Here is a 17164-nt window from a genome sequence, read left to right as displayed (position 1 = left end):
CACGGAAAGAAATCAGCTGAGTATGATTGATGCGAAAACTTTCACGATTGGTCGAAGTCTTTCAAGAAGTCGTTGAGGGAGCCATCATGGCGGAGGGTGGCGGCAATATTCACCAACTTGCAGAAAAGATCCTGATCGTCTAGTATCCATTCCTCTACGTAGGTTTGGTTCGAAAGAGGACATTCATATAGGGGGATTGTCGGGGAAGAAGCCGAGAATCACGGGCTTATCCTCTGCAGAAGATGCTCTAGAGGAATCCTGCGATGCTGCACAAGTATTGCTTTATAGGGGGCTGTGAACTGGAGGCTTCCGACGTGAGAAAAGTTTGGATGTCTTGCTGCTTTGGCATATTGCTGATGTTGCTGAGTTCTTACGCTCAATTTCCCGCGTTAGCTCAGACTGATTCTTCTACCATCGCAGTGATTTCTCATGCCGAGGTTTGGTATTTTAACCGGCTCGATGCACTTGGTGGACATTCAACTACTATTCTTGGACACCCACATCTGATTGATACACCCTATGGAAAGGCCATAGATTTCAATGGGATTGACGACGGACTCTTCGTTCCTGTTCATCCTTTAGCTGGAGCCAAGACGTTTACCTGGGAAGTGATATTTCGCCCGGATCCAGATGGAGCGCAGGCACAACGCTTCTTCCATCTGCAAGAGCAAGATCCCTCAACTGGGCAGGACACAAAGACCCGGATGCTCTTTGAATTGCGTATTGTCGATGGACAATGGTGTTTGGATAGTTTTGCAGCAGCGGGAGGGCAGCAGAAAGCACTATTGGACTACACGCGGTTGCATCCTCTTGGCCGATGGTATCGGATTGCTGCTGTCTATGATGGGGAAAAGTTCAGGAACTACGTAGACGGCGAACTCCAAGGCGAGGCGGAATTAAAACTGGTCCCTCAACTTGCGGGACGTTCTTCCATCGGTGTACGCATAGATAAGAGAGACTATTTCAAAGGGGCAATTCTGATGGCAAGAATGACTCCACGTGCCCTTTCTGCCGATCAGTTTCTACAGATGCCGACGCTGGTAAAAAAGTAGAATCGTTTCGGGATACATGATTCCTTATTCAGAATCGAACCTGATTGTTCATTAATGTAATCTCCGGCTGATGGCTGCTGGACTCAATGGTTACACTTCCGCCCTTCCAATCGGCGTTTGCTGGCAAAGAGAGTAGAACCTCTGTTGTCTTTGGGAACAGATCTAGAGGCGCTTTTAGCGCAGGGATGTGGGTTGTTGCCAGGATTTTGTCATTGCGATTACGCAATACAATTTGGGCAGGGGGCGCGTCCACGGCACCTAAACTGTGGACTGTTACCTTCATCTTGTTTCCATTGATTTTGATGTCGTCGGGGCCGATACCCAGGTCGGGGCGTGACCAGTAGGGAATACCCTTTTCTATAAGCTTCAACTCCAGAACCGTCGTTGTATGCGGTGCAAAGGTGATTGCAAGGCTGCGGCTACGTTCGAATTCCTCCCTTCGAGCGGCTACATTCCGCAAAGTGTTGGTACCGGTATCGTCGCATGTGCCTTGTGTAATCTCCCACTTGCCTGGCTCTATCTCCCAGCCGGTCATGCTTGCCGTGACTGGTGCGGATTCGAGATTGTAAGCAATGATCTTGATATGGTCGGAGGCGCCTTCCGATACCAGGATTGCGACACTTTGATCATTTGCCGGCGTTTGAAATTTCCAACTGAGGACATTCCCTGGATAAACATAATTGCGTACCAGGGCAACACCGCCAAGACGCGCGCGTTGCAGTTCCGCTGTATTGGAGTAGATGCGATCAATCCAAAGACTGCCTTCTGTGTTGATGAATTCACGATCGAATGCGGTCTCAATCTGAGAGGCATAAACCTTTTTGAGGTAATTGGTATCTCCTGTGAGTTGCCATGCCAATTGGTTAAGTGTTTCGCTTGGATTGAAGAACCCGGCGTGTTGCTCGATGCGTTCGGCTTTCATCAGTTCTTCACCCCAGGTATTGCGAACCTTGAGGATGTCGAGCGCATCGGCATTGATCATGCGTAGCGAGGAGACAGGATCATCTTCAAAAGGAACCAGGTATTTCTTGTCGCCGGTCCAACGATAAGCAGCCCAGAGGATGAACCACGGATCGGGAGTGCCGGGGAGATCTTGGTTCGTATGGAAATTGACGGTATAGTGCATGCTGTACTGTCCATTGGGATCGCGGTGCCTGTGAGCCAAAAATCCATCGGCAACTTCCAGAATCATCTTGCGGGTTCTTGGCGTGCCATTGAAGAGAACAAGAGAAAGCGCAGGGTGAAAGACCATATAGGATCGAGATTTGGCCCATCCCCAAACGCCGTTTTCTGCCATCTTTGTGCCACTGTAGTAGGAAGATCGTATCTGGCGTTGTCCTGCGATATTAATTCCTGTCAGCCACTCCAGTCGTCGTGCAGTCTCCATGGCCCGTTCCAGTTGCTTTGGGCTACCGAAATCGATCAGCAGTGCTTGGCCCAGAACGTTAATTCCATCTTCGTAGCTGTGTAGCTCGTCATACTGGCCGGTAGCCAAACCATTGGTGAACATATGCTGGTTGTACATTTCATCCAATGTTTTGAGGAGCGATTTTCTTAGCTTATCTGGATCGATTCCCATGAAAGCTGCTCCTGGCCACCAATTAAGATAATCGCTATCGTCCGAGAGACCTCCTCCGAATTCTCCATTTGAGATTTGTCGGTTATCGATATACCAATTGATTTGACGCTTGAGATTTCCGAGATTCTGAACTTGAAGAAATGCCCATTCGGGCACTCCGGGAGGTGTGGCTGGAAGAGTGAAGGGCGGTTTTAGCTGTTCATGATTCATCTCATTCCAGTACTTACGCCCGAGATCATTATCGGGATCGGCCTTGAGTAAATCAGTAATATCGGCATCAAAGCGATTAAAGAGATTTAGCTTACGGGAGTTGACCGACTCCTCCACCATATTGGCGTAGTTATCCCGAACCTGGGTAAAGCGATCAAGGATGTGTTCCGGTAGAGCATCTTTCTTAGCTTTGAAGATCAGACGGATTTCAGCACTTTCCAGGGAGTCCTGATTGAACTCTTTGCTTGCCGATGCAATCGTGAGGTAAAGGCTTTTGCCATTTGGCAAGATGCGGTCGCGTGTATCCAGCCACAGTGTATGTGGCTCCCCTGGCTTAACAGAGAAGTTGAAATCAAGCATGTCCCGCATCGGCCAGAGTGGATCTTTGATTTGGATATTCATGGGAATAGCATCCCCATGAGTCGGCTTTAGCGTGAGTGCAGGCAGATCGATGGCGATACCATCCAGTCCTGCGTTCATATTTTCCCATCCATAGGAAAAGCCGTGTCCTATGGTTTGTTGGAGGCCTCGGAAATCAGCTGGGATGAGGATGTGAATAATGGGCAGATTATCAGGTTGCGGGGCTGTGCTCTTTTGATCTTTGGATTGATTCCTTCCCAAACGGATCGCGCGCAGAAACCCACTTCCGGGCGCTGCTACCATTGTCATTCGCTCGTCTTCAGGAAACCTCTTCGCGATGAAGGCGAGAAGCGGTGCAAGCGATGGATTGTCCGTTGAGTTATGCGCTGAGATCGTGTAGCGAAGTTTTACTATGTCATCCGGTTCTTTCCCGGGATGAACATAGTAAGCGGAGAATTCTTCGATAGGCCACTCTTGTTCCACATTCGTGAAGCGTATCTTTTCTCCGGTAATAGCTTCGGAAAGTTGATGGCTGGTGCGTTCCTGTCCTTTGGGCCGCGTAAAAAGAGTCTTTGATAAAAGCGGAGCAGTGTCGTGCTGGTCCGGATCGGCAATTGCTCCAGGCTGTCCGTCTCCTGGCGTCAGCAGCGATATGTTGCCCCATGCTCCACCTTCTATCTCGAGGTGATTCCATGGTTCCTTGGGCATATAGAAGGTGACAGATTTTCCTGATAACGAATAACAGTCCCAATCGGGAAGTTGAAAGTAGTCGAAACGTCCAGGCAGCTGAGAACGGTTGTAGACTCCGGGCCAGGTTGTTTCGCGGATACCATCGGTACCCTTCCACCACCAGCGCTTAAGGTCGTAAACATCATGGATCTCGACTTTGCGGATAGTTGTATCTTTGGCAGGAAGGAACGCCGGGATATCGTTCGGACGATTCCAGCCGTAGCGATACCACCATTCCTGTTGCCAGCTTTCAATTGGCAATGAAGTATTGTTATCCGCAGCGTGAGGAGCAGAATCGGCAAGAGAACGAAGAACTTGGGGAATTGCGTGAGGTAGATTGCCCTTTGCGAGATCGGCTATGCTATCGGCAGAGAGCATGCGGTCATAGATGCGTAACTCGTCGATATCGCCACCGCGGTCAAAGTTGTAGGAGCTTTCGACTGCTGACGGAGCGATGATTCGTGAATGTGGCCCGAACTGATCGAGTCCCGTGTCAAAGGCGCCGGTAGCTGCTTTCTCTCCCACCATCTCTCCGTTAACGTAAAAACGGATGCCGACGGTTTCATCCCAGGTAAGGGCGAGATGAATCCATTCTGCAGGCTTTGGAAAGTTCGGCATGTTGTATGAGACACGTGTTCGGCCCAGGTTTGTGTCGGTTACGAAGGCATCGAATCCATGCCCGTTGTAGTCGATGCGCAGCCAGACCATGTCCCAACTGGAGTGGTCGGCATAACCAACGCGAAAGATAGGGAATTCGGTTGCGTCTACAGGTTCGCGAGAACGCCAATAGAAAGAGAGCGTGCCGCGTTGTGCATAGATATTCCCTGGAGCCCAATAAGAGAGCAGCTGATTATTACCACACTGAAGATACGAACCTCTTGCTCCGTTGGGCAGAATCTTTACATCGGAGAGGAAATTCGGTTCCGGGGTACCTCCTGCAGAATAGTCTGCATTGAAACCATGATCTCCGGAGAGGTAGAACAACAGTCCTGGTTCATTCGCTTTTCCGTGTATTTGAGGAGAAGGGGCGGGAAGCGCTTCCTGGGCGTTGCCACCTATAACGAAAACAATGTTTAGTAGCAGAGAGGCAATAGCTATTCGGTATAGGTTCTTCATGATATCCGGCACCTCAAATCTGGTTCAGATTTCCGGCATCGGACCGTTGTGCCCGATATCATGGAATGGCCTGACCAGCCATTCAGGACGCAGGAACGTGGCCCAATAAGTCAGGCGAGATTGTCAGTCAATCCGTTTAGGATTTGCAAGTGTAATTTGCAAAGAGTGAAAGCATCTTAGGGGCGGCGTCCTCTGCATTGTGACATCACCGGATCTTTCTTTTGTCGTTCTTTGTCTCGTGAGAGAGGTCCTGCCACATGTGCGAATTGGTGTTGCAATTTTCGGAGAAAACCTTCAGAATGTGTTACGTGTCACTACGTTTCCGTGCTGACACATGCTATAAGCTAAACATGTCGATGAATTGCCAGAGTTACACTCTCGAGCCCCTTATAGTCCACCACTCGGTGGCGTCGACGTTCTGTTGTCGTTGTTGTTGTTAATCCTGCGCGCGACACAGATGCTTCCTTTCTGATTTGCAGTATCAGCAGTCATCTTATCTGCGTACACGCTTTGCCGTAGGTGGTGAGGTGTATGCTTCGCTGTCCTTTGTTTTAGCTTGAGATCCTTTGCGAGATTTCCAATGACTTTGCTTTCTATACAGTTTGTTTCGCAATATCGCGCAGCCTTCATAAGGAAAACTGTGCACCCTCCTTGTTGCCGCTAAGTTTCCCATCTTTCTCGAATTGAAATTTTCGAAGGGCTAGTAAGAAGGAACAACGCCCGTGAACCTCTGCTCTATGAGCGGAACAGTGGACGTGTATCTGTACAGGGTTGTTGATGGAGAACTATATGAGGCTGGTGAAGAAGCGATACTTTTTGACGTGGTTGATTGTTGTTCTGTTGTTATCGATTGCTCCAGATTTGCAGGCTCAAGTTGCGGGTGGCTCAATTCTTGGAGCTGTCCATGATGGATCGAATGCATTCGTTGCTCATGCAAAAGTTGTGGCAGTCGGTCGGGAAACAGGCATCACCTATCAAACAGAAACGAGTGGCGACGGGCTATTCTCAATTCCCAATCTAGCTCCTGCAACCTATGACGTGAAGATTGTTGCATCGGGATTTGCCGTATCGACAGCACGTGGTGTGATTGTTACTGTTGGAGATCAGCGTGTCCTCAATGTGCAGCTACAGGTAGACGGGGCCAGCCAGACTGTTGCGGTTAACGCTGCTGCGGTCCAAGTAGAACTGTCTGGGGATGGTGTTCAGGAAAGAATAGATCAAGGTACGCTTCAACAATTGCCCTTGAATGGACGCGACTGGACACAATTAGCGGCCTTGGAACCTGGGGTAAACACTGTGCGGAATCAAGCCTCTGTTGGATCGAATGGATCGAGTGATGCTACCAAGGTCACTCGCGGATTCGGAACTCAGTTAAGCATCTCCGGCACGCGCTCTGCTCAGAATAACTATCGCCAGGATGGTATCAGCTTCAATGATTACACGAACGATGCTCCTGGTAATGTTCTGGGGGCGCAGTTGGGAGTCGATGCTATTCAGGAGTTTTCCGTTCTTACCACCAACTACTCTGCCGAATATGGGAAGACCTCTGGCGGTGTGGTGAACTCAGTAACCAGATCAGGAACAAATGAATTTCATGGAAGTGCCTATGAATTCTTGCGAAATGACGTGCTGGATGCGCGGAATTATTTCGATAGTTCGAAGAAGCTGCCCTTCCGACGTAATCAATTTGGGGGTACTTTAGGCGGTCCAATTCGTCATGACAAGAGTTTCTTCTTTGGAAACTATGAAGGGTTGCGCCAATCTTTGACCGTTACGCAGGTAAGCTCCGTTCCGTCGGAGAATGCAAAAAATGGAATCCTGTCTTCCGGGAATATAGTGGTTGATCCCAACGTGAAGCCCTTCCTCGCCTTCTATCATTCTCCGAACGCGGGGCTCTCGAACAACGGAGATACTGGTTATTATTCGGTTGCAACCAAACAGGCGGGAACTGAAGACTTCTATCTCACCCGTGTTGATCACGTGTTTTCAGACCGGGATCGAATCTATGGAACTTTTCTCCTCGACAAGAGCGATCTCTCTCAACCCGATCAGCTGAACAACATTCTTTTCCGGCATAAGCTGAAAAGGCCTTTTCTGGTCATAGAAGAGACGCATAATTTCTCCTCTGGCCTGGTGAATTCGGCACGCTTTGGATTTAATCGGAATTATGCCGATTTGGTGCCAAACGAGGCGATCAATTCACTTGCAGATGATACTTCGTTAGGAAGTGTTCCTGGAAGACCGGCAGCGATTATCAGTGTTCCTGGGCTTGCGAAGTTTCAGGGAGGACCTGGAGCATTTGCGAACTTCGTCTTTGGTTGGAACTCCTTCCAGTTTTATGATGATGCCTTTCTTTTACGTGGGAAGCATGGCTTACGTTTTGGCTTCGCGGTGGAGAGGATGCAGTCTAATAACCTCTTCCACTTTTCGGAGAATGGTGGATTCTCATTTGGATCTTTGAAGGGCTTTCTGACGAATCAGCCGCTGCGCTTTTCAGCTACTCTTCCCAGTACTGCCACGACTCGTGGCCTAAGGGCCAGTTTATTTGCGGGCTATCTTCAGGATGATTGGCACCTGAGCCAGCGGCTAACCGTCAACCTTGGTCTGCGGTATGAAATCAGCACCGTGCCTTCTGAGGTGAATGGCAAAATTGCCGTTCTTACCAGTCCGACGGCAACGACGGCACATCTGGGCGATCCCTATTTCTCCAATCCAACTTTCAGAAATTTCGAGCCCCGAGTAGGACTAGCCTACGACCTATTCGGTAACGGCAAGACTGCGATCCGTGCAGGGTTTGGGGCTTTTGATGTGTTGCCGCTGCCATATCAGTTTTTAAGGCTAGCTTCTGCGGGAGCTCCGTACAACATCACTCTTTCCTCATCCACCTTGCCTCAAGGAGCCTTTCCCCATCAGGCTTATGATCTGGCGCTGGCAAACTATAATCCTAATTCGTTGGCTGGAGAACGTACGGTCTGGATTGAACAGAATCCTGCCCGCAGCTATGTTTTGCAATGGCATTTGCAAGTGCAGCAAGAGCTTGCTCGCAGAACGATCCTTTCTGTAGGGTATGTCGGTTCCCGCGGTATTCATTTGCCGTACGCTACCGATGACATCAATATCGTAATGCCGACACGAATCAATGGAAGCTATTACTGGCCAACAGACTCGGCAAAGAAGACCTTACTAAATCCCAAAGTTGGTCAACTGGATGCTTTGACCTATGATGCAGATTCTTACTATCACGGCTTACAGGTTGGCGTCCGCGTAAACCCGGTTCATGGCGTTCAGTTGCAAGGCTCGTACACGTGGCAAAGATCGATTGACGACGGATCTTCAACGTTGGCAGGAGATCAATATCTGAATTCTGCATCTTCCGTACCTCTATGGTTTGATCCCAAAACCAGGCGTGGCCTTTCCGATTTTCATTTAGGGCAGAACGCCGTTTTCAGTGGGTTGTGGACATTGCCTGACGCTCGTGGATCGGTAACTCCTTTGCGGTGGGTTCTTGGAGGATGGCAAATCGGCGGAATATTCCAAGCTTCGACGGGCGCACCGTTTTCAGTCTTTCTTGGTGGCGATCCTCTTGGTTTAGGTAGCAAAGATCCATGGGCCTATCCAGATCGTCTCAATGGTGCTGGTTGCAAATCGGCAGTCAATGCGGGGAATGCCGGGCATTACATCAAGACAGAATGCTTTGCTTTTCCGAATCCGGGTAATCGCCTGGGGAATGCCGGACGGAATACTCTCGAAGGTCCAGGCTTTACCAATCTGGATGGTTCCATTTACAAGAACGCCAGCCTGAATCACATCAGCGATACGATGCATCTTCAGTTCCGCGCGGAGTTCTTCAATGTCCTGAATCATACGAACTTTGCTCCTCCGCTCAGCAATAACATTGTGTTCGACGATAGTGGCAACGCGGTTGGCGACGCTGGAAAGCTTACCTCTACACAGGCTTCTTCCCGGCAAATTCAATTCGGCCTTAAGTTGGCATGGTAGGAGCGGAGATGAAGATAGGGAAGAAGAGAAGCCTGACAGCAGTTATGTTGTTTGCACTTACAATGGCGGTAAGCGCACGAGCTCATGAAGTCACGCTTTTCCCTTCGATTAAAGGGAAACAAGTCCATATTGTTGCCAGGTATGGCGATCCGGAGATATACGAGAAAATCTATCGTATAAGATTGATTGCTCTCGATACCCTTTCCCCGGGAGGCAAGAGAACTACTCTGCTTTCCGGAGTGACTGGCTGTGCAGATGAACGAAGCCTCGATATTGCCGATCAGACCGATATTGCAAGTGCCAATGGAACGTGGATTATTACTTCGCTCTACGATAACGGCTTTTATGTGCATACAAAGGATGGCAAAGCAATAGCGACGACTTTGGCAGAGTATCCCTCTGCTGCGGATTCGGGGCATTACATCAAATTCAGCAAAGCACTGCTGCATGTCGGTGCTTCCGGCAGCGGTTTTGATCGACCTGTTGGACATCGGTTGGAGTTGATTCCGAAAACAGATCCCTTTGCTGTCGAGGTTGGAGGCTTTCTGGAGGTGGCTGTTCAGTTTGAAGGCAAGCCGCTGGCTAGTGCGTCTGTAGAGGTCGGAGATGATCGCACCGCTTCGCGTGGTCCAGTCTTGAGGAGTAATGACGCGGGAATTGTCCGTATTCCTATCGATCATAAGGGATGGTACCGGTTGGCCGTGGTCTATCGAACCCCTTCGCCTTACCCAAAGCTTTTTGGCTTTGAGGATGATGCTGCTTCCTTGGTCTTCGAACGTTAGCTCAAAACAAACACATTGCATTTGAATGAACTAAAAAAGGAGAAGTCTCGTTGAAAAAAGCATTACTGTTCTGCTTAATTGTGTTGGGGTTTAGTATCGGGGCCAGTGAATCAAAGGCTCAAGCAGTAGCCGGACGTGCCGATCCGAACAAACCACAAATAGAGGTTTCCTATTACAAGGTTCCGCCAGGCAAGCAAGACGAATGGTTGGCGCTCTATCGCAAATATCACTACCCGATCATGAAGTACTCGATCGACAAGGGTCTTGTTATCAGTGAGCAGATCTTTACCCGCAAGCAACATCAACTGTCTCCCGATTGGGATTTCATGATTATCATTACTGCACCTGCTCCTAATAAGGCGAAGAAAGATGACAAGACACGCGGACAGGTCATTCGGGAGCTATTCCCCGACGTTGAGGACTATGTGAGAGGAGAGAAGGCGAGATGGGCATTAACGGTCCAGCACTGGGACGATTCTCTGCTGGAACTCGATCCGAGTCAGGACATGTCTTTGTACAAACCGTTGTAGCATTATTTAGCTGGTAACGTAGGCGGCCCCATTCCTCTGGCCTGGTGATAGTCTGAAGGGTGGGGCGCTCTTTATTGTGACTGTCGAACGGGAAATGCCTTTAGCAGAAATCCGGTATTGGGGTGGTATCCAGGCGATTTTCTTGAAGGAGTTGAGAGAGCTTCATGGGCCGTCCAAAGAGATAGCCCTGAGCCTCGTCGCATCCCAGATCCATCAGAATGTCGCGTTGCTGTGGCGTTTCCACTCCCTCCGCAATGACGCGAATGTTCAGGCTGTGTGCCATCTGCACGATTGCCATCACTAATTGGCGGCTTGTAATATCTTCGGCTAAATCACGGATAAAGCTCTTGTCGATTTTGAGATGATGGACGGCAAAGCGTTTGAGGTAGGACAAATTTGAATATCCAGTACCGAAATCGTCGATCGCAATCTGCAGCCCCCAGCTTCCCAATTCCGCCAGAACCTCATCGGTGGAATGCCCTTTGCTCATAAAGATCGATTCGGTTACTTCCAGTACGAGATTCTCTGGCTCAAGCCCCGATCGTTCCAGAAGATTCAAAATGTCTCGTTTTACGGCTGGTCCGTCATAGATCTGTACGGCAGAAAAGTTCACGGCTATTCGTAAGGGGGAAGCCTCTCTTATTTGCGAAAGATGTGAGATGTCGACGGAAACTGCATCTAGTATCCAGGAGCCAAAGCTTTCCATCAGACCGGCCTTCTCCGCCAAGGGGATAAATCTCGATGGCGGTACTTCTCCTAACTTTGGGTGTTGCCATCTGGACAGTGCTTCCAGTCCAACCACGCAGCCGTCGCTGAGCCTCACCTGTGGCTGCCACATCAGGTATAGACCGCCTTCCCGCAGACTGGAGCGCAAGGCGTTCTCCATATATAGTCTCTCTGAGACATCGACATTTAGCTGGGTAGTAAAGAAGCGATATCGGTTACGGCCCTCAGCTTTGGCCTGATACATGGCCGCATCGGCATTCTTCATGAGAGTATCGACGTCTTCGCCATCATCTGGGTATCGCGCCACACCTACGCTGGCGGTAAGGAATATTTTGTGGTGTCCCACCTCGAAGGGACCGGCGAAGGACTCAACGATTTTTGCGGCGATTGCAGACGCCTCTTCTTCTTTACTGGTTCTTTGAAGCAGTAAAGTGAACTCATCTCCACCAAGGCGTGCCACTGTGTCAGATTCGCTAACCAGGTTCCTCAGCCTGTTGGCGGCTTCTTTTAGTAAACGATCGCCAAAACCGTGTCCGAGGCTGTCGTTTACATCTTTGAAGCCATCGAAATCGAGAAATAGCAGGTAGAAGCCGCAGCCTTTCCTGGAGGCTTGAATAATCGTCTGACTGATCCGGTCATAAAAGAGTTGGCGATTGGGCAGGTCGGTCAGCGCGTCATAATAGGCAAGTTGCTGCAGATGTTTCTGGATGTGCTTCTGCGTGTAGATATCGGAGAAGATGGCTACATAATGTGTGATCCGATTTTCATTATCAAAAACCGCATTTACGTTGAGCCATTCAGGATAGATTTCACCATCTTTATGGCGACTCCAAATCTCTCCGCTCCATTCGCCCGCATTGCGCAGGGTCCTGAGTATCCCGGCATAAAATCGTCGGTTATGACGTCCTGAGTCGAGGATTCGCGGATAGCATCCCAGTACATCCTTTAGCGTGTAGCCTGTCGATTTTGTGAAAGCGTAGTTGATCTGGATGATGGAGGTATCTGCACCCATGACAAGAATGCCTTCACTCGTGTTGTCAAAGACTGCCGAGGCGATGAGGTGATTTTTGAGCTCCACCTGGATCTGCCGAATCAGCTCTTCTCTCTCTTTGCGTAGATTCGATTCAACACTTGCGAGGGCTGCAAAGAGAGAGGCTTGAGATACAACTCCCCGGAACTTCCCTGATTGGTCCTCAACAGGAAGATACTCTGCTTTACCTGCTTGTAATTGCTCTAGTGCAAAATGTAGGGCGGTGTGGTCGGGAATAGGTTGAGGCTGCCTCGTTACCAGGAGATCGGCAAAGATGCGATCAGGGAAGAGAGCAGCCTGTTTCTCAGTGACCAATCCTAAGTATTGGTTTGCCTCGAAGACCGCAAAGACTCTGGCCGTTGCTTTTTCCCTGACAGCGTCCCGGTAGCGGTCTTCGGCATGAACCTGCAAAAGATGTGAAATAAGGCAATCGGCTACAGTAATTCCGCTCATGCCTCGCGGACCTCGATATGAATATTTACCTCCAGTTTTAAGTGGAGTATTTCTTCGGGGCCCATGAGTGGCTTGATTTCCCTTAACACAAAATCCAGAAGATCTTGTGCGGGCAATTTACGTAAAATGGCAGCTCGTACCAGGACGTCCCCAATTACACTGTCCTCTACTGGTACATGTTCATACGGTGTCGTACTTAATAACGATAATGCCTTACCAATCGCTACCGGACCAATAGGCGACTGTCGCCCCAGAATTAATCCATCTTCAATTGGAGGTAGTAGAAATTCGCGTGCTCTTGCGCGAAGAGAGAATCCATGCTTTCGATTATCTATCATGCCAAGGAGAAATTCTTAAACATAACATCATGACAATAGCCCAACGTGATAATTACTCTATCGTTTTGACTGTTCACAAAAATACAATTTGCGTTGCCGGTTCAGAGGAGCAAGAGCGAAATATATGAGATTACGAACTGTCTTTGGTCTGACGATGACGTTCTTCACCCCCATTCCGGAATAATGCTACTTCGGGAGCGCAGTTTACCGTGGCCCATTTATGGGAAGCCCTAGGTTAGTGGCCCTGTGACGGTGAACGTCCTTAAATAGCGATGGAATTACGATATACGATTAGACAGGAAATTATCGAGTTTTGTTGCAGGGTAATTTACAGCCCTTCGTATTGGTAACGAAGTCGAAGGATCGCTAACAGGGAAGAGGAAGCGAATTTATTCGCGTTGAAATCGAAGCCAGCATTAGATTCTCTTCTCTGGCGGAAGATGCCTTTTTTCTCTCGGCTGTTTCCAGTTTGTACACTTTTATCTTTGTTCTAAACTTAAGTAACTTCCTTTGCTCTGATGGCATTTCTCTGGTGAGAGATGATTCTCCTAAGGTGTATATAGTACCTATGCTAGGAGCCGGCATCCCGGACGAAGCGTCTGATGCCACTTAGGTTGGAATGGTGTCCTGATCCAGGACTAAATGCCTGAAGCTCAACTTCCGATCTCTTCAGTTTTAACTGATATTGAATGAAGCGCCTTCAGTAAGGCTATGAGTGAGCATTCAATCTATCTTGGGTTAAGGCGCGCTTGGAATAAGAGGATTATGCGCGCCTTTCGTAGAGGGTTGTTCTGGGAATTTTATCTCCCAGTAAAGTTTGCAGCATCTTCAGAGAGAGCATCCCAGCTATCTGTCCGAAAAGGAGCAGCAGGTAAACCTGCGGCATTGTACAAATTGCAATTCTCCGGATAGCTTGCCCATGCGTATCGTACGGCAACGGGTTGCGCGATCTCTGCGCTCTTTACGATTACGCTGTTTCCCTGGATCGATGCTTCAGCATCAACGAACTTCTTATCAGCGCCTGCAATCTGGAACCAACGCAATGGTCCGCCCTTGGCTACAAGGCCACCTCCCACATGGGAGAACTTAATTCTGATTGCGCCATTTTCTGTTTTCATTGACTCAAAGACAGGTCCGGAGATTTCGATCTTTCGCTTATAGACCTCTGCCAACGCTATGCGCGTGAGGCGCTCCCCGAGAGTCTCCTTATCTTTGGGATGAACGTTTTTCCTATCTCCAATATCGATAGTGATAGCCATTGCGGTATTGGGGAGGGATAGAATCTTCGACTGCGCTTCTCGAACTGATGGACTATTGCTGACGTTTTTTAAAGCCGCAAGCTGGACTATATAGAAAGGAACATCTCCTTGCCCCCATTCCTTGCGCCATTCTTTAACGAGGGTCTCCATCACATGAGGATAGAGTTCGACTCCATGTTTCCCTCCGACGATAGATTCCCCTTGGTACCAAAGGATTCCGCGAATGGCATAGGGGATTACGGGATGTAGCATGCCGTTATAAAGAACGGTAGGTTGATGCTGATCTTCAACCGGATCGTGCATCGGACCGGGTTTTTGTGCCTTAGCATTGAGGGTTTGTGGTGCCGGAGGAGCTTGTTCGTCACTGGCTCCGGGATGCGCTTTGAAATAGCTGACACGGGCATCCAGCCGCTCCACCAAAGGCTTCAACTGCGGATCTTGAATAAGCAAGTCGCGCGGCACCCAGGCTTCAGCGGTACTTCCTCCGTATGCGATGGCGAGAAATCCAACTGGTTTTTGCAGAGCTTTATGAAGGTCGCGAGCGAAGAAGTACCCCACAGCCGAAAATCCCGGAGCATTTGTTGGAGTACAGACGAGCCACTCGCCCTTGATTTCGTCCTGCGGTTCAAGTGTCCTTGCCGTTACACCGGTGAACATCCGGATTTGAGGATAATTTGCCGCGGCAATTACTTCGTCCTCATTCTCTAGTCCCGCCCACTTGTTTTTACTTTTGGATATCGTGAAGGCCATATTCGATTGGCCCGATCCCAGCCAGACCTCTCCTATCAGGACGTCATGAATCGTGAGAGTGTTTTTCCCTGAGATGGTCATTTCATATGGACCACCTGCCTTCAGGTTCTTGAGCCGCACTGTCCAACGGCCGTCGGCGGCGGTTGTCGCCAACCCTCTTTGCCCATTCAGTATTACGGTTACTCTTTCGCCAGGATCTGCCTTCCCCCAGATGGGGACAGACATGCCCGCTTGTATCACCGCATGGTCGCTAAAGAGAGCCGAAGGCTTGACGTCGGCAAGAGAGTAAGCTCCGGCCTGACTCAATATGCTGCCTACAAGCAGCGCCAAAGTACTTTTACGCATGTTTCCAATGCTCCGAAGATCGCAGTCTGCACGGTAAGAACTCCTACTTGTTTTGAGCTCACCCGCTTTTTGTGCGGGGCTCCCGATCTCTTGCGCAGAACTGGACTGCGACCATGAAGGAGCGCCATTCACAACGGAAACAACATATCACAATAAAAACTATTTCAATAGAGGGAAATAGCGTAATCAGACTATCGGCTATGGTCCTGGCGACGGATCTCTTCGTGGAGGTAGAGATCTTTAATCAGGACCAGTGCCACTCCCGCCAGAGGTGTGGCTACCATCACGCCAGCATCTGCCTGGCATCGATTTCGTATGTTTCTGGAGAGATGCGCATGCTCACTTTGGCCTAGGTAAGGAAGGATGGTGAGCAGGATGTCCGGGATGGATCTACTAGAGACGTCCGGGGAACCGGGGCGTTCCATTCATAAGCGCCAGAGTCTTCGAGAGACATAGATATTTCTTGCATTAAAGCGCTTTATCAAGTAAAAGGGTAGCCGCTATGGATACCCGGTTCCGATCTCTGATTCCCGTCGTTTTGGGTCTAGTGCTTTTGCCTCCGACCTTTGCTCAGTCCGCTACTCCGGTGACCGCTTCGGCTATCACCGATGGATCGGGAGCCTACGTTACCGGACAATACCGTAATCTCTTTACCGAGGCGGGACACTCCAATGAGGAGATTCGTGCCAAGATCGATGCGGCGTTCGCTCAGCTCTTTCATGGTGATCCTCAAACGCAGAGCCTATATTTCCCCGTCGGGAAGAATGCGAATGGACCGCTGGCCTATTTGACAGACTGGAATAATCACGATGTGCGTTCCGAGGGAATGTCGTATGGCATGATGATTTCGGTTCAGCTCAATCACAAGGCTGAATTCGATGCTCTTTGGAATTGGGTGAAAACTTATATGTTCATAAGCGATCCCAAGCATCCCTCTTATGGATATTTCTCCTGGTCCTGCAAGATCGATGGCTCCCCGAATGAAGAAACTCCTGCTCCGGACGGAGAAGAGTACTTTGTCATGTCACTTTATTTCGCTGCGGCACGGTGGGGGAATGGGACCGGAATCTATGATTACAAGGCTGAGGCGGATCAACTGCTTACAGCGATGAGGCACCGTGAGGTTAAAAGCGGTCAGACAAAGTTCGGCCCTCGTACGGTAGGCCCTGAAACCGAAGAGACATACAAGATGATTCGCTTTGTTCCGGGGAATGGGGGAAACACCTTCACCGATCCCTCGTATCATCTTCCCGCATTTTATGAACTATGGGCTCGTTGGGGACCGGTTGCTGACCGTCAGTTCTGGGCAGAGGCCGCTGAGGTTAGCCGGAAATTTTTCGTACAGACAACAGATCCCAAGACCGGCCTTAGTCCCGTGTATGCGAATTTCGATGGCACGCCAAAGAAGACTCCGTTTCCGCAATCGGCAATCTTTGGATACGATGCTTGGCGTACTGCCAGCAATTGGTCCGTCGATTGGTCCTGGTGGAGGAAGGATTCACAGGAACAGGTTCTGAGTGACCGGATTCAGAAGTTCTTTCTTTCCCAGGGGCTTGACGCCTATGGCTCTGTATATACGCTTGACGGACAAAAGAAAGAAGGAACGCACTCTGCCGGGTTGATTGGGACAAATGCGGTCGCCGGTCTTGCCGCTACTGAGCCTTCGTCGAAGCAATTCGTGAAAGCATTATGGGATGTTCCCATCCCTGCAGGGCAGTTTCGCTACTATGACGGAATGCTCTATCTCATGAGCCTGATGCATGCTAGTGGAGAGTTTCGCATCTGGAAGCTCAAGTAATCATCCTTGTTGTATCTGAGGGCGTTCTATATTGGCTTTCGGTATAACATTGTCGATTGGCAGATGTAATTGAGATGAGAGACAGTGGTTGTGCGCAACTTTAGCCGT

Annotated in this window: 10 protein-coding genes; 5 read left to right on the top strand and 5 right to left on the bottom strand. The window is 49.5% G+C overall.

The window, feature by feature from the left end; translation table 11 throughout:
- The first annotated feature begins 314 nt into the window (after positions 1–314).
- The gene (locus AC6I7T_RS05560) at positions 315–1052 is read left to right on the top strand and encodes a LamG domain-containing protein (protein ID WP_497792336.1); all 738 of its coding nucleotides are present in this window, start codon (positions 315–317) and stop codon (positions 1050–1052) included.
- 28 nt (positions 1053–1080) lie between these two features.
- On the opposite strand, the gene AC6I7T_RS05555 is transcribed toward AC6I7T_RS05560, so the two are convergent.
- Positions 1081–5046 (bottom strand): LamG domain-containing protein, encoded by a 3966-nt coding sequence (locus tag AC6I7T_RS05555; protein WP_497792335.1) that lies wholly within the window; start codon positions 5044–5046, stop codon positions 1081–1083.
- Positions 5047–5835: 789 nt separating this feature from the next.
- Between AC6I7T_RS05555 and AC6I7T_RS05550 the strand changes: the two genes are divergently transcribed.
- From AC6I7T_RS05550 to AC6I7T_RS05540, 3 genes are read left to right on the top strand one after another with little or no spacing between them, the layout of a single operon-like run.
- Positions 5836–9045 carry a TonB-dependent receptor gene (locus AC6I7T_RS05550; RefSeq protein ID WP_497792334.1) on the top strand — a complete coding sequence of 1070 codons (3210 nt, stop codon included), beginning with the start codon at positions 5836–5838 and terminating at the stop codon, positions 9043–9045.
- Between the two features lie 8 nt (positions 9046–9053).
- The gene (locus AC6I7T_RS05545; RefSeq protein WP_497792333.1) at positions 9054–9827 is read left to right on the top strand and encodes a DUF4198 domain-containing protein; all 774 of its coding nucleotides are present in this window, start codon (positions 9054–9056) and stop codon (positions 9825–9827) included.
- Between the two features lie 50 nt (positions 9828–9877).
- Positions 9878–10357: a hypothetical protein gene (locus tag AC6I7T_RS05540; protein WP_497792332.1), complete on the top strand. Its 480-nt coding sequence runs from the start codon at positions 9878–9880 to the stop codon at positions 10355–10357.
- 100 nt (positions 10358–10457) lie between these two features.
- Here the strand turns inward: AC6I7T_RS05540 and AC6I7T_RS05535 are convergent, their stop codons facing one another.
- From AC6I7T_RS05535 to AC6I7T_RS05520, 4 genes are all read right to left on the bottom strand, one after another.
- The gene (locus tag AC6I7T_RS05535) at positions 10458–12566 is read right to left on the bottom strand and encodes a putative bifunctional diguanylate cyclase/phosphodiesterase (protein WP_497792331.1); all 2109 of its coding nucleotides are present in this window, start codon (positions 12564–12566) and stop codon (positions 10458–10460) included.
- On the bottom strand, positions 12563–12904 hold the full coding sequence (locus AC6I7T_RS05530; RefSeq protein ID WP_497792330.1) for a hypothetical protein: 342 nt from the start codon (positions 12902–12904) through the stop codon (positions 12563–12565). The genes AC6I7T_RS05535 and AC6I7T_RS05530 overlap by 4 nt, the downstream gene beginning before the upstream one ends.
- 800 nt (positions 12905–13704) lie before the next feature.
- On the bottom strand, positions 13705–15258 hold the full coding sequence (locus tag AC6I7T_RS05525; RefSeq protein ID WP_497792329.1) for a sialate O-acetylesterase: 1554 nt from the start codon (positions 15256–15258) through the stop codon (positions 13705–13707).
- 191 nt (positions 15259–15449) lie between these two features.
- Positions 15450–15683: a hypothetical protein gene (locus tag AC6I7T_RS05520; RefSeq protein ID WP_497792328.1), complete on the bottom strand. Its 234-nt coding sequence runs from the start codon at positions 15681–15683 to the stop codon at positions 15450–15452.
- 77 nt (positions 15684–15760) lie between these two features.
- Here AC6I7T_RS05520 and AC6I7T_RS05515 point away from each other — a divergent pair, with 77 nt between their 5' ends.
- A complete protein-coding gene (locus AC6I7T_RS05515) occupies positions 15761–17056 on the top strand; it encodes a family 8 glycosyl hydrolase (protein ID WP_497792327.1) in 1296 nt (431 codons plus the stop codon).
- Positions 17057–17164: the final 108 nt, after the last annotated feature.

Source organism: Humiphilus diazotrophicus (genome assembly GCF_059726315.1).
The sequence above is the reverse complement of the archived record's forward strand: the minus strand, read 5'-3'. Positions and strand labels throughout refer to the sequence as shown.